The organism is Vibrio sp. Of7-15, assembly GCF_022347565.1.
Taxonomy (GTDB): Bacteria; Pseudomonadota; Gammaproteobacteria; order Enterobacterales; family Vibrionaceae; genus NORP241.
On sequence record NZ_JAKRGH010000008.1, the window covers coordinates 54,511 to 78,818 of the forward strand.

Consider the following 24,308-nt stretch of genomic DNA (forward strand, 5'->3'; position numbering starts at 1 on the left):
CCATGTCCACTATCGATATACAACAACTTAATACTGAACAGCTTAATGCACTGATTAAAAAGGCAAAAGCCAAGTCCAGCTCAGTGAATAAGGCCCAATACACAGAGAAACAGCTTGGGGAAAGTTATCCGATAAGTCCTTCTCAACAAAGTGTTTGGTTAGTGTCTCAAGATGCAAAAGCCAGTGCCGCGTATAACATCATGATGCACTTGTTGGTGAAAGGCCCGCTCGATTTAAGCAAATTCAGTCATGCTCTTGAAGGTGTTGTTCAGCGTCATGCGACACTAAGAACGGGATATCGTTTCGACCCGAATTTGGGTCAAGCGGTCCAGTTTTTGTGTGAAACAGAACCGAAACCCTTAAAGGTGCAACGTTTCGATGATTTATCCGACTGGCTTGCTCGCGCGTCTTGCCAGGACAACCAACCACTGGATTTTCAACAAGGTGAGGTGTATCGCACCGCGGTCGCTCAACTGAACGAACAAGCGCATATCTTGAGCTTGGAGTTTCATCACATTGCGTTTGATGGCTGGTCTACGGGGATTTTACTTAACGAACTAAGAGCGTTTTACTTAGGCCAAGAAGCGCATCTCGATGTGATCACCAAAGATTACATTGACGTTGCTGGCATGAACCAAGAGGTTACGAGTAAAGCGGCACTTAATTATTGGCAACATAAACTTTCAAATGCCCCTGTTACTAGATTACCAGCGGATGTATTGCCTTCATCGGACACTAAAGCGTTTCAAGGTGCGGTGGTTCGGCACAATTTACCGGATAGCTTAGCGAGTGCTTTGTCGGCTCGCGGTCATGCGCTTGGTATGTCGAACTTTATGCTGTTTAGTGCAGCGTTGCAGTATCTGGTTGGGCGTTATAACGATACGCAAGAGTCTGTAATTGGATCCTACGTATCAGGGCGAGATAAGGCAGAAAGTCAGCCGTTAATAGGCTGTTTTGTCAACAATATCGTACTTCGTCAGGCGTGGAGTGAAACGGATAGTCTACAAGCTTTCTTGGATCTCTCTAAACGCACGGGTCTAGAAGCATTAGCGAATCAATCTGCCCCTTTTCCAGAAGTGGTGAAATCGGTTGGTTGGCAAAGTGAAGGGCATCCTATTTATCAGGTTGGTCTGGTCATGCAACCTGAGCAAGTGTCTCTGGATAACTGGGGGGAGTTGGAAATCAGTGCGTTAGAGGCTGAAAGCTCGTACGCTCATATGGATCTGGAAATTTACGTCTGGCCAAAAGGGGACGGGTTTGAATTGGTATTGAACTACGACAGTTCAAGATATACCAAGCAGCGAATGCAATGGTTAGCGGATCACTATGAGCAAGTATTGAACTCGTTTGCAACCGCGTCACTGGATCAACCGTTACAAGCTGTTGAGATTGTTACTTCACAAGAACAGGCAATACTGAATACGTTAGATCGCCGAAGCACAGATCATCCAGATATGTTGTCTGAGCTGACGGCATGCTTGGAATCTATTAGTGATAACCACCCAGCGATGGTGCTAGATGGGCAGGGGATCACCTATGGTTCACTCAAACAACGTATCTCATTGTGGTTGGAAACCTTTAGAAACCACCAGCTTCAAAGAGGGCAGCGTGTTGCCTTTTGGGGAGAGAGAAGCTTGGATCAGCAGGCCGTGCTTGTGGCTTGTTCTGTGTTTGGGGTGACGTATGTCCCGTTGGATCGCTCACTGCCTGAAGCTCGTTGTCAACAGATCATCAACGATGCTTGCCCAGCCTTACTGATTTTTGAAACAGGTAAACAGCCCACGGCCGCGTTTTCAACCCAAGCTGAGATCATCACGCATGACGCATTCACCGTACCTGTGTCGAATGTCACTGAGATGCTAACCACCATTTCGCCTAGAACATCACAGGAAGAGTTCGCTGTGTTGTACACCTCAGGTACGACGGGTGTACCGAAAGGCGTATCTATCTCCGTCGGTGCGGCGAACGCTAGGCTGAATTTTGCGTGTAAAAAGTTAACGACATTATCAAATGATCGTGTGTTACAGCGAACGCCTTTGGGCTTTGTCGACGCATTGTGGGAAGTGCTCGATACGATAATGGCTGGGGCGACGAGCATTGTGGCACAACAGCATGAGGTGGCATCTGGATCTGCTTTGGCTGAGCTGATCAACACCCAACACATCTCGAAATTATATGCTGTACCGAGCCTCTTGAGAATGTTGTGCATGGGGGAGCACTCTTTTCCGACCCTGAGGCACATCTATTCTACGGCGGAGCCTTTTTCTCTGACGTTGTTATCCGAGGTTAAGGCAGCTTTCCCTGAGGCTGAGATCTTTAATCTCTATGGCTCAACCGAAGTGAATGATATCGCTTGGCATAAAATCTGCGCCGATACGGTTCAACATGGGTACCTAGGGCAAGTGGTCGAAGGGGCTCGAATTGATGTTGTGGATCAGTTTGGTCGCCTTATGCCCATTGGTTGCCCTGGGGAAATTGTGCTTACTGGTCAGCAGAAACTGCTTGGCTATACCCATGATCCATTGCCAGCTGCTGAGTCTGATGATGGGCAGGTGGGAGCATTCCACATGCGTGATTTGGCGACTGTTTTGCCTTCAGGGCAAGTAAAGCTAATTGGGCGCAAAGATGGCATGGTGAAAATTCGTGGCAACCGAGTTGAGGTGCTCGAAGTTCAGATGAACTTGCGTGAATCGACAGAGGACAGTGGCGCTGTTGTGTTCTTTTCTCGTCAATATTCGACACTGATTGGCTGTTGGAGCGGATCTCATAGCCCACAATCTATCCGCGAACGATTATTGGACAAGCTGCCAGCTTATATGGTGCCGTCTCAACTCTACTGTTTAAGTCAGATCCCTTTACTGCCACATGGCAAAGTGAATATGCCAGCGTTAGAGCAACTGGTTGAAGCGGAGCGACATTTGATCGAGTCGCAAGCCCCAGCTGAAAAAACAGAACATGAAACAGCATTAGAAGATATTTACGCTCGTGTATTGCAAGTGAGCGCTTGTGACATTGATAAGAATGTCTTTGATCTTGGTTTTTCTTCCTTGGAACTGAATCAGGTTCAACATCAAGTAAATACCACATTAGGTAAGGAAGTCGACGTCGTGACATTACTGAAATATCCGACGATTCGCTCTCTTGCTCAGCATCTTTTTGGTTCAAAAGACCTATCAATTAATAAGCCCGCTAGACGCGGACAGCGCACGTCTAGAGTGCGTAGAAGAACAAAATAAACCTAAGGAATAACAAATGAATACCTACTCAAACCCACTTGCGGTCGAAAACAATTTAGACGTTGAAGGTTTATTTACTCAAGGGTTCGGTCAATTTGATAGCTGGATTGATGAAATGTGTCAGCAGTTCTTAAGCTCAACGGACAGCCGCGACCCGATGAAGGTCAGCGAGCTGAAATCTTTGTTTACAGACACGACAATTCCAGCCCAGCAACAGTCAATGGGAGCCTATTTAGAAGGGTTTCAAAATGATATTTTGCCGCATTGTTCGCACTTGGCATCTCCGACTTATGTCGGGCATATGACGTCGCCTCTGCCGAACTTTGTCAGCCAATTATCAAGGCTGGTGATGATTCTTAATCAAAACATGATGAAAATTGAGTCTTGTCGTGGACTTAATTTCTTGGAAAGGCAAGTACTGGCCATGCTTCACAAAGAAGTGTTCAATTTAAGTGAAGAGTCGTATTTAAAAAGTGTTCAAGATGCGAACGTGAACTTCGGTTGCTTTACCAGTGGTGGCACGGTCGCGAATATTACCGCCATGTGGGTGGCCAGAAATAAGCGTCAACAAGCCGATGGTACAAACACACAACGTGGCGTCATTATTGGCTCAGAGCTTATGCATTACTCATTTGACAAAGCAGCAGATTTGCTAGGGTTAGACTTAATTCGACTTCCTTTTGATGATGAATATCGTTTATCTCTTGCTCACCTTGAAGAGGCGTTGAACAAAGTAAAAGAAAAGAATCAGCCTGTAGTTTCTTTAGTGGCCATCGCAGGGACCACTGATTTTGGTAGCGTGGATCCAATAGCGGAGATGTCTGAACTGGCCAAAGACTGTGGAGCACACCTTCATGTGGATGGTGCTTGGGGAGGTGCGATGGTGCTATGTGAAGAAGGCAGGAAGATCCTCTCAGATATCCATCTTGCAGATTCCGTCACCATTGATGGGCACAAACAATTAATGACGCCAATCGGCTGTGGTCTTCTGTTAACACGTGAAGTGGAAACCTTAGGCCAAATTCGAAAAGAAGCGCCTTATGCGATCCGCAGTTCCTCTTTGGATCAAGGCCGCTTTACGTTAGAGGGCACTCGTCCTGCTATGGCGTTGTATTTGCACGCAGCTTTCCACCTTATCGGTAAATCTGGTTATGGTGAACTTCTGTCACAAAGTTTGTCCAGAGCCAAAGCGATGGCGCAGATACTCAATGACACTCAAGAGTTTGAACTGGTTCATCAGCCAACAATGAACCTGATGGTTTACCGTTATTTACCAGAGGGTTACCGTGATCGACACTTAAATGAACAAGAAAATGGATACGTTAATGCCTTTAATGTGGTGTTACAGAAACGCCAGAGAGCATTAGGCAATACGTTTGTTTCTCGCACCAAGCGCGTGACTAATTTGTACCCAGAACAATCTCTTGTGTTATTCCGAGCGGTGATGCTAAATCCACTGACAACCCGTAATCACCTGCAAACGGTCATTGCCGATCAGCTGGTGATTGCCGAGAACCTAGAAAAAGAAGTACGAGAGCAAGGTCTGGATCTAGAGGGAATCGCATGAGTGAAGAAGCGATTGCCATTGTTGGAATGGCGGGAGTGTTTCCAAAAGCGAAGAGCGTCGATGAACTTTGGCAGCGGTTGCTCCTAAAAGAAGAAACCATAGAGGACATCCCTCATGAGGCTTTGGTGGAAAAAGTGGATTCTTCATGGCTTGATGATCCTCACTATGTGTTGCGGGCTTCGTGCCTGCAAGACCCGAGTTTATTTGATGCCAGCTTTTTCAACATTACGCCCGCAGAAGCCGAGATGATGGACCCACAGCAGCGTTTGTTTTTACAAGTTTGTTGGCAATCTTTAGAAAACGCGGGCTACCCTGAGCCTGAAGCGGTGGGTTTAAAAACGGGCGTCTTTGGTGGTTGTTCTATTGGTACTTACTTTGCGAACAACATTCTTGGTAACCCTAAGTATGCTCACCGCGATCCCGTGAGCATCATGATGGCCAATGATAAGGATTTTCTCTGTACGCGTGTTGCTTATAAATTGAACCTGACAGGACCCGCAATGACAGTGCAAACTGCCTGTTCCACTTCGTTGGTGGCAGTGCATCAAGCTTGTCAGGCGTTATTGGCTGGCGAATGTGATCTTGCTTTGGCTGGTGGTGCTTCGGTGTCGGCTTATGGTCCAACTGGGTATCTCTATTCCCCACAAGGTATACGTTCGAAAGACGGTCGATGCCGCCCGTTTGATCACCAATCGTCTGGCACCTTGTTTGGCGATGGTGTCGGAGCGGTAACCTTAAAGCGTCTTGAAGATGCACACTCTGACAATGATTATATTTATGCGGTGATAAGAGGTTCTGCTGTGAATAACGACGGGGCGAGCAAGGCGGGGTTTACCGCCCCAAGCCTTGCAGGACAGACTGAAGTCATTCAAGAAGCTATGAATGTGGCGGGTATTGATCCTCAAGAGGTTCACTTTGTTGAAGCCCATGGCACGGCGACTGAGCTAGGCGATCCCATGGAGTTGTCTGCACTAAAAGGCGTTTATGGCGAATCTGGCTCGAAACATTGTGCCCTTGGCTCTATTAAATCAAATATTGGCCATTTAGATTGTGCGAGCGGTATTGCCGCTCTAATCAAAGCCGCAAAAACCATCGAACAGCGTGTGTTCCCGGCCACCTTACATTATGAAAAACCTAACCCTCACTTAGGGCTAGAGTCCAGTCCATTTTTTGTTAATTCAGATGCGCTTCCTTTATCGGCGTCAGACGACATTTTTGGGGCGGTCAGTTCATTTGGGTTTGGTGGCACCAATGCCCATGTTGTTTTATCTTCAGATCCCGAAGGGCTAGGGGAGGAGTTCTGTGTTTAGTCAACATCATCACGTTTTACAGTGGTCGACGCCAAGTTATCCTCAATCTTTAGAGACGGTACGTTTGTTTGAACAAGCGCAGCCATTTCAAACCCATGCATTAAGGGATATTGAATGGACTTTGCGACACACGCGAAAAGAATTTGCTCACCGTTGCGCGTGCGTGATTGAACCGAGGCAAGCAGTGTCGAACGCTCTTTCACAACCTATTTTTTCTCAAGCTACTGTTTCTAGAACCATAGTTTCGCAACGTCAATGCGATCAGCTTGTGTACGTCTTTACCGGTCAAGGCAGCCAGTTCTCAGGCATGGCTGCTGGTATTTATCACAGCTACCCCGTTGCACGGGCAGTGATTGATCAAGGTTGTGCGTACATTGAAAGACAATATGGCGTTCAGTTGCTGCCTTTGTTAACAGAGGCCAGTGACGATTTCGATGAAGCCTTGCAGAATACCGCACTGGCACAGCCTGCGTTGTTTATTCTCGCGATGAGCTATGTAGAACTCTTAAAAAGCACCAAGTTGTCACCCGACACCTTGGTAGGCCATAGTCTTGGTGAGTTTGTCGCCGCGTGTTATGCCGGCGTATGGAATTACGAAACGGCTTTAGATTTGGTTTTTCTTCGCGGACGCTTGATGGCGCGTGCTGAAAAAGGATCCATGATCGCTTGTCAGTTGTCCGAGCGTCAGCTGCACGAGGTGCTCGGAGAAGATTGGAATCAAAAAGTAGATTTGGCTGCAATCAACAGTGAAACGCAGTTGGTACTCAGTGTACAAAATGGTGAATTGGCTTGGTTGCTGAAAGTGTTGGCCGACCGTTCAGTGCGACATACTCAGTTAAATACGTCGCAGGCTTACCATAGCCGAGGGATGGAACCCATTTTACAAGAGTTTTTTGCTGTTGTTGAAAAGTCATGCCCTAATTTTCCTCGCCATACTTGGTACAGCAATGTCACCGGAAAGGAAGTGGACCTTCAGCAAGTCACCACCGCACAGTATTGGTGTGAACATTTGCGTAATACAGTGAAATTTGGGGAGGCGATTATCAATATTGATCGTGAATACCCAAATGCCCTTTATTTGGAAATTGGGGCCAAACCTCAACTCAGTCCGCTGATGAGTGAAGTAACGAATACGGTCACCAGTATTGCCAATAAACCTCACCATTCGGGCAAAGGACAGTGGCTGACTACACTCGCAACACTTTGGGTTCATGGTTTTGACATTGAATGGGGGGAGTGGTGCGCTGACGAGGGGCGTCGAGTTCCGCTACCGGGCATTGCTCTTGCGCCTCAACGTTATTGGGCGGAGGTTGAGAAAAAACCATTTTCCGGCCTAAAGGCGATCCAAAGTGAAGCAGTGCAAGAGAACGTTACTTCTAAACGAAGTGACACGGTGAGTATTAAGGCTATTTGGTCGAACATATTGGGCATTAACGCGTCAGAATTAGCCGATGATGACCACTTTTTTGCTTTAGGTGGCAGTTCGGTGGATCTGTTAGATTTGGTTCGACAAGTGTCGTTACAAGGTGGTCAGCTATCAGTTTCCGATGCGTATCAGTGCCTGCACTTAAAAGCGATGGAAGAGAAGGTGAATGGGGAAGGTAGACCGAACACCCAAGATCAGAGTCAACAGAGTGAGGCTATTGAGCCATTCGAATTAAGCACTCTTTCCCAAGAAGAGAAAACCGTCATTATTGAGCAGTGGAAAGCGCGAGGAGAAAATTGTGGATACTTGGAATAATGTTGTTTCGGATGCGTTTCCGTTGACTGCGATGCAATCCGCTATTCTCAATCAGTCATTGCGGTCAAATGATGGGCTCTATATTGAGCAACTGGCAGTTGAAATCACGGGCAGCTACGATGTTGAGCTTAATAAGCAGGCTTGGGAAGCCGTCACACGTGCTCACCCTGCTTTACGTACCCGTATCTATTTTTCAGGGTTGAAACAGCCACATCAAGTTGTGTTTAAGCCTTCTCACAGTGATGTCCCTTGGTCTTTTTCTGATCTGAATGACGATACCTTCAACATTCATGACTATGCGGAAAAAGAGAAGAACAAAGGCTTTGATTTAGAAAACGAAACCTTATTTCGTGTAAACATGCTGCGGGTGTCTGATAATAAGTGGTATATGTTATTGACGGTGCACCACGTGATCATTGATGGTTGGTCTTTTGGGGTTTTAGCCAAAGAACTTGGTGACGCTTATATTAGGCTATCGTCTAAAGAGTCGGGTGAGTTGCCACCAGCACCATCCCTTGCGCATCACATTAAACGAGTGTCATTGCTTGAACAACAAAACGCCGTCACCTTTTGGAAAGACAAGCTGCACGGCTATGATGTTGGTAAAGCGCCGGACCCACAAGTGGGGCACTCTGGAAAAGGTCAAGGCAGTGTTGACGTGCTGCGCTCCAAGGCGTGGCGTGATTCGATTCAAGCGGGTTGTCAGGCGTTATCCATTACCGAAAGCAGTTTATTTCAGAGTGCTTGTAGCTTAGTCATGGCTCGCTGGACCCATGAAGACAACACAGTGTTAGGCATGACGACGTTAATGAGGGAGCTGAGCCAGTATGATGAATCTAGGATTGTCGGTCCGCTACTGAACACGATCCCTCAAGCTTGGCGGTTTGATTGGTCACAATCATGCGGTGAGTATCTGACTCAGCGTCATCAAGAGCTGAGTGAAAGTTTTCGTCATAATCAGCTGCCTCTGAGTCACATCATGAAAGCAGCCGAGTGGGAAACGAGCTGTACGCCATTTCAGGTGTTGACGGTTTTTCAATACGAAGAACATACAGCGGAGTCGGATACGGGTTTGCCATTTAGTGTGACCCCCGTGCTTGCCAAAGAATCCGTTGGTTACCCAATGGCGATTTACGCATGGCCGGGGGAGCCGTTTAAGATCCAGGTACGATATGATGCGTCGCGTTGGAGCGAAGCGTTAATGAATGTGTTGGCGAATTCCATATGCGATGTGATGACATCGTTAGTGAATGAGTGTGAAAGGCCACTTAGTGGTTTGGCAACTTACTCGTTGATGGAACCTCAGGTGAATAACCCTATTGAAAACACACCGCCTCTTTTGTCGCAGCGATTACGTGAATTAGTTCAAGATCAACCAGAGTCCACATTCATTGAGGACAAAGTATTGAACGTTACGCTGAATTATTCGCAAGCATGGAAAAAGGTGGTCAACCTTATTACTTTACTGGAAGAGCAGGGAGTAGAAAAAGGTCAGGTTATTGCTTGTTTTAGTCGTAACGAGCATCAATCGATTCTCCATATGCTTGCGGTCATGGAAATGGGGGCTTGTTATTTAGGCATTGACGCACAATACCCAGAGCAGCGTATTACAGATATGTTGGCAGACAGCGGCTCAAAGCACCTTTTGTTTAATGAAAGCATGCCTGTTTGGCTAAATGAGCATTGTGAAGTCAACCACATTCAGCCTGTTGATGGTAACGCTGCACGTTCTGACCATAAAGAGCAGCACTCATACAGTACTACCCAAGGCGATGATGTGGCGTACCTGATTTATACTTCGGGGACAACGGGTACACCTAAAGCGTCTCTCAATACTCATGAAGGGCTAGCAAGTCGGATGGCTTTCTTGTCATCCACTATGGATCAGCCTCATCGTTTACTTCAGTGCTCAGGCATGAGTTTTGATGCCGTGGTACTGGAAGTGTTGATGTTGTTGTCGGGCGGAGGGACACTGGTCTTTGACGATATTGATCGGGTTCGCAATCCTCAAGAGATCACGACAATCATCCAATCACACCAGATTACAATGATTTTTCTTCCACCTGCGCTGCTGACTCATGTAGATGCAAACCACGTTGAGAAACTGTCGTGGGTTGGTGTCGGGGGAGATCGTTGTCCCCCCGCTTTGGCAAAACTATGGTCAGAAAGAGGGCAGTTATATAATTTATATGGCCCGTCAGAAGTAAGCATTTTCTGCGTGGCCAACCCCGTCCATGAAACGCGAAAATACGACAGTATTGGCATGGCGTTATCTGATGTTGATATTGAACTTGTCGACCAGTGTGGACATGCCTTGCCAAATGGGGTGTCTGGTGAACTTTATATCGGCGGCAAAGGCGTTGCAAAAGGGTATCACCAAAGAGACGAACTGACGTCTGAGCGTTTCGTTTCGTGCGGCCTGTCTTCAGTTTATCGAAGTGGCGATCAGTGCCAAAAAGATGATAATGGTTTTGTCTCTATTTTGGGCCGACTGGACACCCAAATTAAGATCCGTGGTGTACGGGTGGAGTTGTCAGAAATCGAGTACGCGTTATCCGAGTTTGCTTCTGTGAAAGAGGCAAGAGTCGTTCCCGCCTACAAGGATGGCCAAGTGGACGCCTTACACGCGTATTATTTAACGGAAGATGCTCGTCCACTCGCGGCCGAAGTGATTCGTCAGCATTTGGTGCGTCAACTTCCTAATTCTGTTATTCCGTCAACGTTCACGTTTTTACGGGCTTGGCCTCTAACGCCTAATAATAAAATTGATATGAAAGCGCTGACTCAGAAAAAAAATGGTCAGGGCAATCAGGGTGTCATTTATTCTGGGGTAGAACTTAAGCTCCTAAACTTACTCAACCAGTTACTCCAAGGCGAAGTGCTGTCTTTAGATCAAAGCTTCTTTGCAATGGGGGGAAGCTCTTTGCAGGTGGCGCAGTGTGTTAGCCAACTCAGAGATACGTTTGATGTTGATATTCCAATGAATGAATTCTATCAACTTCCCTCGATGCAGGTTCTGGCTGATTGGCTGAGTCTTACAAAAGATGGGCATAAAATGCCGCTGAGTCAAATTGTGACGCATTACGATCTTGGAGAAGAAGCGGTTCTCGATCCGGCTTTAGTACCAGAGGAATTGCCAAAAGCGGAGGATGGAGACTGGTTATTAACGGGAGTGACAGGGTTTGTCGGTGCTCATTTATGCGCAAGCATGTTAAGAAACACCAATAGACACGTCGTGTGTTTAGTTCGAGCTGATGATAAGAAAGAGGGATTTTCGCGGGTAAAAAGAAAGCTCACGGAATTGAAGATATGGTGCGATGATTATCAAGAACGAATTTCTATCGTGGTTGGGGATTTATCGCAACCTCAATTAGGTCTTGGTCAAGAACCTTGGCAACGCTTGGCGAAATCCGTCAGTCACATTGTACATTGCGGTGCTTTGGTGAACTTTGCTTATCCATATGGTTTGTTAAAGCAGGCCAACGTTGAGGCAACGCGCACTCTTCTAGAGTTGGCTTCCACATCAACACGTAAATCGTTCGACTTTGTGTCTACCATGAGTTTGATTTCAGCGGCTTCAGAGATTGACCGTATTTCTGAGTCGTCTGTAATGCCGAATTGGCAACACTTAATCGGAGGCTACAATCAAAGTAAATGGGTTGCCGAGCAGCTGTGTCTCCAAGCTCACTCACAAGGGTTGGATGTGGCCATTTATCGACTGGCCAGTATGGCGGGTGACAAACGGTCTGGTATCAACAATGAAAAAGACATCATTTGGCGATCAGTGCAGGCGTGTCATTTGTTAGATGCTTACCCTGAATCTGTGGCATTGGCTGATTTGACTATGACGGATGAAGTTGCCGATGTATTGGTTCGAGCCAAAGTTGATGAGGTTCGACGTCCTGTTTGGCACATGAATAACCCTGAGCCAATGCCTTGGTCAACCCTTTATAAAGAAGCACTGGTTAAAGGTAATACACTCAAACCGTTGTCGGCATCAAAGTGGCGTAAGGCCTTATTAGCTCGGTTGGAACAATACCCAGAGCTGAGTAACCTTGTGCCCTATACGGTTGAAGAAGATGATGTCACAACGCAGTTACCCATTGTGGCCGATAGCACACTCACTCAGACCTACATTGAGTCATTAGGCTTATCTTTGTCTGCGGTTAGCCCTGAGTTATTTGCGTTTTATACGGATGTACTGACGCCTCTTGCCCCTCAAACGTCAATGAAATAGGCATTGAAAACCCATTGAACAACAACGAGCGATACACCATCGCTCGTTTTTTTGCTCATAATGTAATTCAAAACCCTACCTTGAGTGACAAAACCCCTCCCGATTGTGAATGGTAATCATTATCGATTGGCGCGATAATCGCCGCAGAAAATTTATTATCAGCACAACACAATGATTCTCAATACAACAATTTTACTATCAGAAAAATAGGCGAGGGCGCACATCCATGAGTTCGCAATGGAAACTGGATGATCCATTGAATCAATCCAAACTTAATCTCCACTTCCAAAAGTGGGTTCGTTTTATTATCCGTTTTCGCTATTGGGTTATTTTGGCGACCGTGCTACTTGTTGTCGGTCTCTTTACCCGTTTGGAAACCTTAGAGTTTGACAACAGTAATGAGAGCTTCTTACCCGTCAACTCGTCACTTATTTCTGACATGGAGCGCTTTAAAGCGACCTTCGGAAATGAAGACACCTTAGTGTTTGCTATGCCTCTCTCTCAGGCAGATCCTGAGAAGACGATTTCGCAGCTCAACCAATTAACCCACGATTTAGAAACCTCAGTGCCTTATGTTCGGGCGGCGACAGGCATTAATAACCTTGAGAAAATGCGCTCAGTGGGTGAGGGGGCAATCGTTATCGACGCCTACCTGTCTGGTAAGGAGTCCAAAGCGCAGCTGTTAGAAAAAATTACTCAGCTGTCCAATGACGATCTCTATCAAGGTTTGTTTGTTTCAGGCGATGCCCAGTATTTAGGGGTGCTCGTAGAGCTATATGCTTACCCAGAAGGTGAAGTGGACCCACGTAAGCAGATAGCGCCCGCAGTGAATGCTTTGCTAGAAAAAGATACTTATAAAGATCTTGGTATTGTGGCTGTCGGAGACCCAATATTTGATGCCGAGATGGAACAGATCAGTAATGACGAAACCGGCACATTATGGTTAATCGCCTTGGTGCTTCAAATGTTGATCGTTGCCTATTTTACTCGTTCAGTAAGATTGACTTGGGTACCTATTTTAGTGATGGCCTTGGCGAATATTGCGGTCTTTGGTTTGATCAGCTTTATTGGCTGGAAACTGACCTTTTTTGTCACCATCGTACCAAGTCTTATTATGTGTATTGGTATGGCAGATTGTATCCATATCGGTTGTGCTTACCAAGATGAACTTGCGTCTGGCAAGTCGAAAAATGAAGCGCTGGTGTCTGGCAGTGCGAAGGTTGCCTTGCCTTGTTTCTTGACGACACTCACAACCGCCATTGGCTTTTTATCGTTCCAGGGCACTGAGATCATTCCTATTGGCCAGCTTGGGGTGTATTGCGCCATTGGTGTGTTCGTCGCGTTAATCTTTAGCTATTGCTTAGTGCCATCACTGCTTTCATTTGGAAACAAGCCTATTTCGGCCATGAATCGTCATAAAAAAGACTGGATTGATGTGAGCTTAGATAAACTGGCTGAAAGTGTGATTAAGTCTCCGAAAGCATGGGCTGTTGGCTTTTTAGCTTCCTCATTGGCAATGTCTGCTGGCATTTTCTTCGTGAGTTTAGATACCAGCCCGATAGAAAACTTGTCGACAAGAACAGAATTGCGCCAAAAAGCGGATTTCATTGATCAGAACATGGGCGGGGCGATGACACTGGATATCGTCTTAAGCAGCAATAACGATACGCCAATTTTGACCATTGATACGCTAAACCGAGTTGAACAGTTAGTCGCTGAACTGAAAAAGAACGAACATGTGGTGACCGCGCGTTCCATCGTCGACATCGTGAAAGAATCGAATCACGTCCTGATCCCGGAAAACGGAGCGGTTCTGCCTACAGAGCAGGGTACGTTGTCGGATTTTCTCTTTCTTTATGAAATGGGCGGAGGCGAGCTACTTGATCAGTTTGTCAGTTTCGATTCGAAACAAATTCGTATTGCGGTGCGCACACGAGCGGTGTCCACGGAACAAAGCTACGACATTATTAAACAGGTAGAGTTACAGGTTGCCAACACGTTCGATAGCCATATTGAGGCTTCAGTAACAGGCCCTATTGTTCACATTAAAGAAACGTCGGATTACCTTTCTAAGGGCCAGCTTCATAGTTTTGTTTGGGCATTCATTGCTATTTCACTTGTTTTGATAGTGGTGCTTAAATCGTGGTCATTAGGTGTGCTGTCTTTATTACCTAACGTCTTACCTATTTTGGTGTCTGTGGGGCTAATGGGGTGGTTAGATATGCCACTGAGCCAGTCATTAATTATTTTCTCGCCATTAATTCTTGGCGTAGCCGTTGATGACACGATTCATTTTCTGAGTCGATTTAAAGTGGCGTTCAATCAAGAGGGAAATTACGAAGACTCTATTCGTTACGCTGTCACCAAAGCGGGTCGACCTTTAGTCTTTACCACGACAATACTCAGCACCGGGTTCTCTGTTCTTACCTTATCGGTGCTTAATGAAAGCGTGATATTTGGTTATATGTCTGGCATGGCCTTCTCATGGGCGCTGCTGGCTGATCTGATTCTACTTCCGGCTTTACTGCTTATTTTTAAGCCGATGAAAGCAACACAAACGTTACACACTGCCCAAGCGAATAAATAAAGGAAAACACATGCACTTAAAATTGAATGCCTTGCTGCTCACCATGTTTGCACCTTTGGCCGTTGCTGCGCCAAGCGGGGAGGAGGTGATGACTTGGTTAGATACCGCAGAATCAAGCCGTGATGTCACGCAAGATATGGTCATGTTGATCAAACGAGATGAGCAAATGTTAAAACGCGTGCTCAAGAGTGAATCCATTCGAACTGATGAGGGGCGTAAATCCTTTATGGAGTTTACATTACCTGCTGAAGTTCAGGGCACGCGTTACCTAACTTGGTCTTACGATGATCCTAAAGTGGTCGATGACATGTGGCTATATCTGCCAAACGCCAATTTAACGCGAAGAATCTCAGGTTCTGCCAATAAAGGAACCTTCATGAGAAGTGATCTTATTAATGAAGATCTTCAAAGCCGTTCGGTGCAAGATGATAAGCATACTTTACTAAGGCAAGAAGCGTGTGGCGAAGTACAGTGTTATGTGGTGGAAAGCGTGCCATACGACGCGAACAGTTCGTCTTATCAAAAGCGCATTACTTGGGTAAGAGAAGACATTCACTTGGTTCACAAAATGGAGCGCTATTCCAAACAGGGTAACCTTCTGAAAACCACTTGGTATGGCGGGCACAAACAGTTTGGTGACTATTGGATGGCACAAAAAATGGTGACTAAGAGTGCCGTAAGTAACAGCGAAACCCTGATCCAATTCAACAATATTCAAGTCAATGTTGGATTGAATGAAGCTGAATTTTCTCAAAGCAGGTTATAGTGAAAAAGATTTTATTTTTATCTGTAATAAGTACGTTCGTGAACGCGGAAGACCCTTTCGCCAGCTTCGACGATGTGCCTGTTGAGACAAGTGCTTCAAGCATCGGTATGACTGGGTACGCCCAGTCATCCATGCAGTACTTATCACGATCCAGTGAATGGGGCAGCTTGAGGCAACGGTTGTGGTTTGAACCCTTTTACCGCCCAGAAAGTCAGATTTTTGCGATTGAAAGCGCGTTCTCTATCGACTGGGATCCAGCAGTGGGGGCCAGAGAGAGCGCAAAAGAGTGGGATGTCCAAATACGAGAGCTTTATGGTTCAATAACGCAACAAAGCAGGACTATCACAATTGGCAAGCAAATGATGATTTGGGGCTCGGGGAGTGCCTTGTCTCAGGGCAACTATTTCAACCCAACAGATAGTTCCGATCCTCTGGCTTCGGGGCTTGCCGTTAATTACCTTGCAACAACGGCAATACGCTGGAGAGAATTTTCAGGTGATGATGTGTTTGACTTCATTGTTACAGCAGAGCCCAGCATTAATCAGCTTGCTCAGCAAGGCTCAATGTGGGATCGCTCGCCACCAGCACTAAGAGAAGCACTTGACAATGAAAACCTCGATAATCCCATTGAATTAGGGGTTGGTTATCAAATCAACCGACCAGGGTTTGATCTATTTATGGGGGGAGCTTATGTTTACCAAGACGATCCTGCCATTGTTGCAAACGCTCAAGGGATAAACTTGCATCGAAACAGAACCTCCAGCGCCTTTTTACAATACAACGTGAATTATTGGGATGGGGTGGCGCAATTTCAGGCTCGTTACGATCATAACCTAGAGGTAGTGAATGATCGTAAAACAACGGAGGCGGGTGAACAATGGAGCCTTCTTGGGGGCTGGATTGGTTATCTTAAAGAAGTCAGTACAGAAATTGATTTTCTTTTGACCCAACAGACCAATGGAAAAGTGACTCCTCAGCTCAGTCAGAATTACCATTATGAATGGGGACAAGGCCTCTGGGCGGGGGACATTGGTGGCGTTTATAACTTCAACGACGATTCTAGTCTGCTAGAAATTAAACTCAGCTACAAACCATCTGACACCTTGGAATATTCGTTAGGTTACAATGGCTTTTATGGCGATGAGCAAAGTAACTATGGGATGTTTAAGGAAAACACCATGGTGTCGGCCCGTCTCAATGTCTATTTCTAGTCTTCACCTTGAATTTGTGAACAAAGTTACCAATGTAAATTAAATTAGACCAGAGCGCTGTAAATTAAGCGCTACTCGATGATGGATATTAATAAGAGGTATATGTGAATAATAAATGGCTGACGTGTTATAAGCCTAACCCACAGGCTAAAGTAAGATTGATCTGTTTTCCTTATGCGGGAGGAAGCGCATCGGTTTTTCATTCTTGGCTTCAGTGGTTACCTGAGTGGGTAGAACTTCATGCTGTTCAATTGCCGGGCCGAGCAGAAAGAATGGCCGAACCCAATATCAAAAATATGAAGGACTACATTCAAGGGATAAAGAGCGAATTGGTTGCTCTAACAGATAAGCCATACGCCCTGTTTGGCCATAGCATGGGGGCGTTAGCCGCTTTTGAAACGTCAGTCATGTTACATGAAGCGAAATTGCCTCAGCCAGAACACTGCCTATTTTCGGCTGCGCTGTCACCTCATCGTCAAAACCGAATGAAGCCTATTAGCGGTTTACTGCAGCAAGCGTTTGTTGAAGAGCTTAAAAAGCTAAATGGCACGCCAGAGCAAGTGTTTAATACTCCCGGTCTGCTTGATTTTTGCTTGCCTTACATTCGGGCTGATTTTTCGGTGGTGGAACAGTTCACCACCGAGTTTTCCGGGCAGCTGCCGTGTAAGTCGACGGTGATCTATGGCTCAGAAGACAAAATGAATGGTAAGGACATGCAAGAATGGCAGTCGTGCTTTACGCAAGAGATAGACATCAAGGTGTTCACGGGAGACCACTTCTTCATTCACCATAAAGACAACGTAATGAAAGTTATTGAGGAGCTATTGACAAGGTTGAAACATCTACCGAGTTGCTCAACGAAGGAGAATGCTGGTGTTACTTCCGATTGTTTCTTCCCGTAAATTGATGAGTCATCTCATCTTACAAAAAGAGAAACCATTTTCAGGCTTTATTGAATCTTTTCAAAAACATGAGTTTTCTGAGTATCACTCTGGGCTCTCCGTCTACATGTGTGAATACAACACAGAGATGTTCTCGAGTGATATTTATGACAAGCTGACGTTCCAAGAGCCTACCCACATTAGCAAAGCGGTGACAAAGCGCCGAGCCGAGTTTCTGGCGGGAAGAATCACGGCCATGGTGGCGTTAGAGTCTTTGAATGCAAGAGATGTCTCCGTTGCAGTCGGAATGCAAAGAAATCCCATTTGGCCGGAAGGGTACGTAGGATCCATCTCTCATACGAGCAAACGCGCGATCGCAGCTGTTTCTCCAAGTCATGCTGCGACCTTGGTTGGTATTGATTACGAAGAGATTATTCCCATCAACGTGGCAACAAAAATAGCGCCTCAGATACTCACAAGCGATGAATTGCATCTGTATTATCAGCTGAGCATGGGCTTTGCGCAATTCTTCACCATTGTTTTTTCGGCGAAAGAGAGCCTATTTAAAGCCATTTATCCAAAAGTGGAGATGTACATCAACTTTAGTGAGGCAAAGGTAACTGAAATTTGTACGGCAAAGAAAACATTTACCATTGAGCTTTGCTCGACTTTGTTGAGTGACGAGCTCGAAGTAGGGCAGGTGTTTAAAGGACATTTACTGTTGGATGAGACGTCAATAACCACGATGATTTGTACAAGCTAATCCACACATCATATTAACCCTCTCCTAAATGTCCGCGAATTCAACTTATCTATAGTAAACAAAAAATGGGGTAAAAGACCGAATATCCGATCAGAGTCATAACTTATTTATATAGACTGCCGTTTAAATTTTTCAAACGAAATATTTATGTTAGGATCATTTTATTGACTTTTATTGTAAATTAAATTCCTCGGCGTGTTATAAATATGGGCTCTTTTACTTGTTTGAAATTAGGCTTTTTTACCCCATTCATCTTACTCCTTCTTGATTTTATTTTTGGTTTTAATAACCCCTTATATGAGATTTCATTTGAATACCTTATTTCATTTTGGCCTCTCATTTTAGCTTTCGTGATCGTGTGTATTTTTGCGGATCAGAAGAGAAGCGTACTTGTAAAAATAGGATTTATTAAAAACTATGATACTGGCCGAAAAACTGCTGTTTATAAAGAAAAAATGAGAGATTGGGATGAAGTAAAAAGTGAACATGAAGAAAAGACAGCACACTCTTTAGGTATTTGGAATTTGAATACTTTCAATATGTTACTGGTTGGTTATACGTTATATTACTGGCATAGCGTAAACCCTGAAGCGGTCATTTCCTACTTACCTGATCAAATTACTCATTGGTATGTTGCTCTTGGGATAATAATGATATGTGCTTTTTGTGTGTTCAAATTAATTTGTCGCTATGTGTACTATAAAAAGCAGAACGGCACGAGTAATGTTGTTACCCATGGCTTATCAGCACTGATGTTGGCACCTTATTATGTTGCACTAACATGCTTTTTTGCTTCCCTAAGTTATGTATTGATCACACTGTTTCGAGTGGTAGTGGGCTAAATAAGGTTTATTTGTAGCGGCAATCATTGAGGGTTGTCAGAAATTATAAATAAAAAAGCCATCAATATAATAGATTACTTTTTAAGCCGAATTACTTTAATAACTCGGCTTTTTTATTGAAAAGCGCAGGTAATTATTATCTCATTCGGTAATGAACAGATGGCACTGCAAGTGATACAATTCTGCCGCAATAAACCTATCTATAATTAGTTGAGAGGCAACATGACTGAATTCGAAAAAATGCTTGCAGGTAAAGATTTTGATGGCGGCGCAGACTGTATTAACCATATCCGTCAAAATGCTTCGAACTTATTGCAGGCCATTAACCAAAATACAGATGACTCTCAACGCAGTGAGCTGTTTCAACAGTTAATGGGTAATATGCCTGCTTCCAGTATTATTCGATCTCCATTTTATTGCGAGTTCGGCAAGACCATCTCGATTGGTGAAAAGACCTTCATCAACATGAACGTCACCATGTTGGACGGCGCTAAAATTACCATTGGCAATAATGTGCTGATTGGCCCGAACACCCAGCTTTATTGTGCTAGCCACGATTTGAACTACCTAGAGCGCCGTAATTGGGAAACCATTTGTGCGCCGATTAATATTGAAGATGATGTGTGGATCGGCGGCAATGTGGTGATTAACCAAGGTGTGACGATTGGTGCGCGATCGGTGATTGCGGCTAATTCCGTCGTAAATACCGATGTGCCGCCAGATTCATTGTATGGCGGCACACCCGCTAAGTTGATCAGGAAGATTCATGAAAATGAACAGGGGCGTAAGAGCCAATAAGAAGGGAGGGTAGGCCCCTCAGAGTTTTATGCACTGCCCATAGTTACAAAGTAATGTCAGTGTGTCAGGAAAGCTGTTTCTGACACACAGTTGTACGAAGGCGAGTGATGGTAGCTAGCTCTAACAGTCAAAGCTTGGTTAGGTAACTATAACTGTCAGCTTTATTTACAACCAAAATCACCAGACTTTAGTAAATGACTGTTTATATGCGTGGTTTAAGCACGGAATGGTATTTGCTTGCTGAGTTTCAAACTCACAAATCCACGGTGAAAAGTGAATGTGCCGATTACTTGGTCTATTTGTTTTGCCCATCATGCTGTCATGGAGCGCCAGCGCGTCGTTCATTGTCTTTAATGGTTATACCCACGACACCAATACTGACATTGTCAAAGGTCAAGGCCTTGAGTGGCTTCAGTGGGATAGAACTGTGGGGGTATCAGCGAGTGACGCACAAAGCCTCAAAGACAGCATCGAGGGAGGTGGGTGGCGTATTGCCGACAATACTGACATTAGCAACCTGTTCAATGCATTCGGATTAGGGGGGCGCAATGATTGGGATAGTAACCCCCTTACGGGACAAACTGCCACGAACCTCTATAACTCGACCGAATTACTTACCGACCCTGAGTTTGTCTTTACATTGATGTTTGGTACTACCCGTTTTGGGATCTCCACTGATCCTGAGCCATCTCAAGTGTCTGGTGCCCGATTCAATCAGACGTTTAATTTATCTTCCGATACTTGGCTCCACAACATTGCAGACTCCGTTGATGATTACTCTCGAAACATTGGGATCAGTGTGATCGATTTTGACGGCTACTCAAGGATAAGCAGTCATTTTGAGGAGTTTACTGGCGTCGTTGAAAATACGGGCGTCGCGTATGTTCGAGCTATAATAGTCTCCGAGCCAAACTCTATGCTCATTTTCCTCGTCGGACTGGGACTGCTGTGGTCAGTAAGTTGTAGGCGTTTGATGATGCGTATCCCTATAGATGGATACGCCATAACTTCGCTCCTTAGCAAGCCTAAGAAGTATTAGAGTCCAGACGTTGGCAATGTATTGATGGCGAAACTCACTTTGGGTGAAACTGAGTTAATTAGACAACACAGCGATCTCTTTAATACCTGCTAGAGTACGATTTTCGGAGAGAGACCCTGATAACAGCGAGTCGACTTCACTGTTTACAAACTGATGACGACGTTCTTTGATTGCACCTAACAGGTCAGCCTTATCAAGTAAGTAAACTGCCAAACACGATGTTATTGCTACTAAGGCACCTGTCAAGATACCTGAGACGATACCAGAAATCGGTGTAAGAAATGGCAAGGTAGTTACAACCAACTTCTCGATAACTTCTTCAAGAATAATCCCCCCAGTAACAACCACACCTGAAGCTAAAATCTTTGATGCTTCATGCATGGCTTCTTGACGTGAAATATTGTCGGGTGGGAACATGGCGAACTTTAGTGCTTGTAGTAGAGAACGACCACCTTCACGAATGCAGGTAACAACACGCTTCGACGTAGTGAAGAACATGTTAAGTAAAATGGCGACCAATTCAGATAGAAACCCAGATATAGAGCCCACCATAAATGCTTCGGCAACCTTCTGCCAGTTCTGAGCTGATTTAGTCACCAAACGGTTAAGGCGAACTTTTAATTCGGCCATCATTGAATCGGTTTCTTTGCCTTTATGGTAACAATCTTGAATTTCATCGAATAAATCATTTAAGAATTTTGAAAGAAACTCAGCAAAGGCAGCACTAAGTCCCATCTTTAATGAAGCTTTACCCGCCGAAATGGCACTATTTTTAGCGAACTCTTTAGATTTGTAATAAGTGTCATCGACTTTTTTATTGATCGCATCACGGGCATCTTGGTCGAGATTTTTCATTTTCTCAACATCAACCTTTTCCGCTTGCTGGACATAGTTTTCAGCATTCTTTAATTCGTTTTGTTCTTGAATAGAAAGCGATGCTTTTGCTTTAAGTTCACTAATTCGGTCTTTCTTAGAAGAAATTCGACTCGGTAATACATCTAAGTACTCATCCATAGTCATGTCCGATTTCGATTTATTGACGGAGGAATTAATGAATTTTAAGTTCTCTTCAATGTTGGCTAAATCTGCAGTATTTAGGGCAGCTAAATTAGCACCACGATCATTATGTACTTTATGTGAAGAAACTACGTGGTCTAAATTTTTATCGGCTTTACCGCTACTGTTAACAGTGAATACCGAGCCATTAGATTCATCGACTAATGTACCTTTATTGACACGCTGTGAGCCTTCACGTTGCATGTCATTGTATGACGCATTGCCATGGTGATACTCTTTTGAAATGTACTCAGGACGTTCGTCATAACGAATTTTTGCTTCTGGGGTCGCATACACACCTTCACGTGCATTATGTGTGGTATCAACATTACCACCTAACTTATCTTGTTCTGCTAACTTCGAACCTAATCCAAGAGGAACAATAGAATTGATAGTTTGAGTGCGAGCGGTATTTAACAAATTCTGAAGGCTATTTTTGTGGAATTTTTCTTCTAACTCACTCAAAAGTAATTCAGCGTCTGCATAATTCGGAACTAGAATTTCGTGTTCGCTTAACAATGAGCCATCGGAATGGTTAACTTCAACGAACTCTACAGAAGGCATTAAATCAGTGGAACCTTGTAAACGAAGTTGACGACTTTTCTTACGATCTTTAAAACTCATAACCTACGCCTTTTCAATCCATTTTTTGCGAAATGCAACTTGATTTTTCGTTGGGTTACCATGGAATGTAATCATACAATCAATCATTTCCAAACATTCTTCTTCAGTGACATTGCCAGCACTTTTCACTAAAGAAATTGCTTGTTCTAGTGAAGGAGGATTAATAATGAATGACGCCATTTGCTTTTGAACTTCATTCGGGTATGACTCGGAACATAGCCCTCCAACGAACTCTAGGATTTCTCGGACTTGTTCTTTTTCGATACCGCCACCATTACACGTAGCAGCTGATGCCCCAAGAGCAACCAATGCGATGCCTTTGTTGAAGAAAAACTTGTATGAGTCATTCTCTTTCTTCATCTTTCTCATGTTTTCATTCGCAGCGTCCACATCAGCCTTATATTTGGCTTTAGATTCAGCCTCACCACGAGCCTGGCCATTCTTAAATGCTTGAGTATCTTCTTCGTCGTCAAACGCTCCACACATCCATGCTGTGACGCCAGAAATTGCAGAACCTGCGGCTAGGTAACCTAGAATTAGCAATGGTGCAGCCATGTTCCTCTCCAATGAATGATTGTTTAAGACGGAATTTATCAGAACGTCGTACTCTTGTCGATATATAGAAAGTTAAAACGCTTTTTACTTTAGATGAAATACGATACTCAAAGTTACCGCGTCTTAAAAATAAACAACACTATCAGTACATTACGTAAAGTTAACAATCCTATCATGAGACAGTTATGGTGAACTTACTAAAGTAGTTGGGTTCATGTTAACTAAGAGCCTTACTTTGGCGATACCGTATCTATGGCTATGGCAACAAAGAAAATCATAGGTAGTGTTTGAGGAAGCATTGGATTAAAGGTTCTACAATGCAATAGGCAGACAAACTTGTGGCTAGCTAGTCATGTTAATTAAATATTTAAAAAAGGAATTTTTTATGGCATTTCCAACGACAGTAAACGATCAAGTTACCGATTCGGTAACACAGGTTAACGAGAAAGTTCTGGGTGATGCGCCAGCAGTGGCAATGGGTAACCTGTTCCAAGTCACATCACAAGCGCTAGGTAACGCAGCGCATAATGCAACCATGGCGCAGCAACAAGCGGCCATTACCGCTCAAGCAGCGACGACCATGGGCGTGACAACCTTGTACTCCATTGATACCGCGCCCACGGCTATGGCAACGAAGAAATTCATGGGCAGTGCTTAACGAAGCATTGAACTAAAGGTTCTACAGTACAATAGCTGGATAAACTTGTGGCTAGCTAGTCATGTTAATTAAATATTTAAAAAAGGAATTTTTTATGGCATTTCCAACGGCAGTAAACAGTCAAATTACAGATTCAGTTTCACAAGTAAACACAAAAGTTCTGGGTGACGCGCCAGCAGTGGCAACAGGTAACTTTATGTTAGCGACAAGCCAGGCTCTATCGAATGCAGCGCATAATGCAACTACGGGCCAGCAGAACAATGGAATAACGGCACAAGCTGCATTGGTTCAAGGTGTAAACACCATGTTTGCTATGGATGTCGCATCAGCTGCTGTCGGCTCAGAGCGAATCTATCGCTAAGGCGGTTAGTTATGGTGATATTGGCTAATTCTGTTGTGAATACAGATGTGCTACCTGATTCGTAGTGTGGCGGAAC

Annotated in this window: 17 protein-coding genes; 15 read left to right on the forward strand and 2 right to left on the reverse strand. The window is 44.7% G+C overall.

The window, feature by feature from the left end; all coding sequences use genetic code 11:
* Window positions 1-2: 2 nt before the first annotated feature.
* From MHO82_RS10895 to MHO82_RS10955, 13 genes are all read left to right on the forward strand, one after another.
* A complete protein-coding gene (locus tag MHO82_RS10895; protein WP_239183974.1) occupies window positions 3-3,236 on the forward strand; it encodes a condensation domain-containing protein in 3,234 nt (1,077 codons plus the stop codon).
* A gap of 16 nt (window positions 3,237-3,252) precedes the next feature.
* Window positions 3,253-4,803 carry an aminotransferase class V-fold PLP-dependent enzyme gene (locus MHO82_RS10900; RefSeq protein WP_239183975.1) on the forward strand — a complete coding sequence of 517 codons (1,551 nt, stop codon included), beginning with the start codon at window positions 3,253-3,255 and terminating at the stop codon, window positions 4,801-4,803.
* Window positions 4,800-6,113: a polyketide synthase gene (locus MHO82_RS10905; RefSeq protein WP_239183976.1), complete on the forward strand. Its 1,314-nt coding sequence runs from the start codon at window positions 4,800-4,802 to the stop codon at window positions 6,111-6,113. Before MHO82_RS10900 ends, MHO82_RS10905 begins: the two co-directional genes overlap by 4 nt.
* Window positions 6,106-7,854, forward strand: coding sequence for an acyltransferase domain-containing protein (locus MHO82_RS10910; protein WP_239183977.1), 1,749 nt, complete (start codon window positions 6,106-6,108; stop codon window positions 7,852-7,854). Before MHO82_RS10905 ends, MHO82_RS10910 begins: the two co-directional genes overlap by 8 nt.
* Complete coding sequence (locus tag MHO82_RS10915; protein WP_239183978.1) at window positions 7,838-12,091, forward strand: thioester reductase domain-containing protein; 4,254 nt, start codon at window positions 7,838-7,840, stop codon at window positions 12,089-12,091. The genes MHO82_RS10910 and MHO82_RS10915 overlap by 17 nt, the downstream gene beginning before the upstream one ends.
* Window positions 12,092-12,317: 226 nt before the next feature.
* On the forward strand, window positions 12,318-14,678 hold the full coding sequence (locus MHO82_RS10920; RefSeq protein ID WP_239183979.1) for an MMPL family transporter: 2,361 nt from the start codon (window positions 12,318-12,320) through the stop codon (window positions 14,676-14,678).
* 10 nt (window positions 14,679-14,688) lie between these two features.
* Window positions 14,689-15,444: an outer membrane lipoprotein-sorting protein gene (locus MHO82_RS10925; RefSeq protein ID WP_239183980.1), complete on the forward strand. Its 756-nt coding sequence runs from the start codon at window positions 14,689-14,691 to the stop codon at window positions 15,442-15,444.
* Window positions 15,444-16,655 (forward strand): hypothetical protein, encoded by a 1,212-nt coding sequence (locus MHO82_RS10930; RefSeq protein ID WP_239183981.1) that lies wholly within the window; start codon window positions 15,444-15,446, stop codon window positions 16,653-16,655. Before MHO82_RS10925 ends, MHO82_RS10930 begins: the two co-directional genes overlap by 1 nt.
* Before the next feature lie 104 nt (window positions 16,656-16,759).
* Window positions 16,760-17,557, forward strand: coding sequence for a thioesterase domain-containing protein (locus MHO82_RS10935; protein WP_239183982.1), 798 nt, complete (start codon window positions 16,760-16,762; stop codon window positions 17,555-17,557).
* Window positions 17,529-18,299: a 4'-phosphopantetheinyl transferase superfamily protein gene (locus MHO82_RS10940; RefSeq protein ID WP_239183983.1), complete on the forward strand. Its 771-nt coding sequence runs from the start codon at window positions 17,529-17,531 to the stop codon at window positions 18,297-18,299. Before MHO82_RS10935 ends, MHO82_RS10940 begins: the two co-directional genes overlap by 29 nt.
* A 455-nt stretch (window positions 18,300-18,754) precedes the next feature.
* The gene (locus MHO82_RS10945; protein WP_239183984.1) at window positions 18,755-19,141 is read left to right on the forward strand and encodes a hypothetical protein; all 387 of its coding nucleotides are present in this window, start codon (window positions 18,755-18,757) and stop codon (window positions 19,139-19,141) included.
* 222 nt (window positions 19,142-19,363) lie between these two features.
* The gene (locus MHO82_RS10950) at window positions 19,364-19,939 is read left to right on the forward strand and encodes a sugar O-acetyltransferase (RefSeq protein WP_239183985.1); all 576 of its coding nucleotides are present in this window, start codon (window positions 19,364-19,366) and stop codon (window positions 19,937-19,939) included.
* A gap of 277 nt (window positions 19,940-20,216) precedes the next feature.
* The gene (locus MHO82_RS10955; RefSeq protein ID WP_239183986.1) at window positions 20,217-20,978 is read left to right on the forward strand and encodes a hypothetical protein; all 762 of its coding nucleotides are present in this window, start codon (window positions 20,217-20,219) and stop codon (window positions 20,976-20,978) included.
* 54 nt (window positions 20,979-21,032) lie between these two features.
* On the opposite strand, the gene MHO82_RS10960 is transcribed toward MHO82_RS10955, so the two are convergent.
* Entirely contained in the window at window positions 21,033-22,658 is a 1,626-nt protein-coding gene (locus MHO82_RS10960) for a hypothetical protein (protein ID WP_239183987.1), read from the reverse strand.
* Between the two features lie 3 nt (window positions 22,659-22,661).
* Entirely contained in the window at window positions 22,662-23,213 is a 552-nt protein-coding gene (locus MHO82_RS10965) for a hypothetical protein (RefSeq protein ID WP_239183988.1), read from the reverse strand.
* A 385-nt stretch (window positions 23,214-23,598) separates the two neighbouring features.
* On the opposite strand from MHO82_RS10965, the gene MHO82_RS10970 reads away from it, so the two are divergent.
* The gene (locus MHO82_RS10970) at window positions 23,599-23,871 is read left to right on the forward strand and encodes a RebB family R body protein (protein ID WP_239183989.1); all 273 of its coding nucleotides are present in this window, start codon (window positions 23,599-23,601) and stop codon (window positions 23,869-23,871) included.
* Window positions 23,872-23,965: 94 nt separating this feature from the next.
* Window positions 23,966-24,232 (forward strand): RebB family R body protein, encoded by a 267-nt coding sequence (locus MHO82_RS10975; RefSeq protein ID WP_239183990.1) that lies wholly within the window; start codon window positions 23,966-23,968, stop codon window positions 24,230-24,232.
* The last annotated feature ends 76 nt before the right edge of the window (window positions 24,233-24,308 follow it).

What these genes read in the sequence shown, in the direction of transcription:
- MHO82_RS10960 (WP_239183987.1), bottom strand. Translation starts at nt 22,658, where the DNA reads ATGAGTTTTAAAGATCGTAAGAAAAGTCGTCAACTTCGTTTACAAGGT.
- MHO82_RS10925 (WP_239183980.1), top strand. Translation starts at nt 14,689, where the DNA reads ATGCACTTAAAATTGAATGCCTTGCTGCTCACCATGTTTGCACCTTTG.
- MHO82_RS10895 (WP_239183974.1), top strand. Translation starts at nt 3, where the DNA reads ATGTCCACTATCGATATACAACAACTTAATACTGAACAGCTTAATGCA.
- MHO82_RS10955 (WP_239183986.1), top strand. Translation starts at nt 20,217, where the DNA reads ATGTGCCGATTACTTGGTCTATTTGTTTTGCCCATCATGCTGTCATGG.
- MHO82_RS10970 (WP_239183989.1), top strand. Translation starts at nt 23,599, where the DNA reads ATGGCATTTCCAACGACAGTAAACGATCAAGTTACCGATTCGGTAACA.
- MHO82_RS10965 (WP_239183988.1), bottom strand. Translation starts at nt 23,213, where the DNA reads ATGGCTGCACCATTGCTAATTCTAGGTTACCTAGCCGCAGGTTCTGCA.
- MHO82_RS10975 (WP_239183990.1), top strand. Translation starts at nt 23,966, where the DNA reads ATGGCATTTCCAACGGCAGTAAACAGTCAAATTACAGATTCAGTTTCA.
- MHO82_RS10945 (WP_239183984.1), top strand. Translation starts at nt 18,755, where the DNA reads ATGAGAGATTGGGATGAAGTAAAAAGTGAACATGAAGAAAAGACAGCA.
- MHO82_RS10905 (WP_239183976.1), top strand. Translation starts at nt 4,800, where the DNA reads ATGAGTGAAGAAGCGATTGCCATTGTTGGAATGGCGGGAGTGTTTCCA.
- MHO82_RS10900 (WP_239183975.1), top strand. Translation starts at nt 3,253, where the DNA reads ATGAATACCTACTCAAACCCACTTGCGGTCGAAAACAATTTAGACGTT.
- MHO82_RS10920 (WP_239183979.1), top strand. Translation starts at nt 12,318, where the DNA reads ATGAGTTCGCAATGGAAACTGGATGATCCATTGAATCAATCCAAACTT.
- MHO82_RS10950 (WP_239183985.1), top strand. Translation starts at nt 19,364, where the DNA reads ATGACTGAATTCGAAAAAATGCTTGCAGGTAAAGATTTTGATGGCGGC.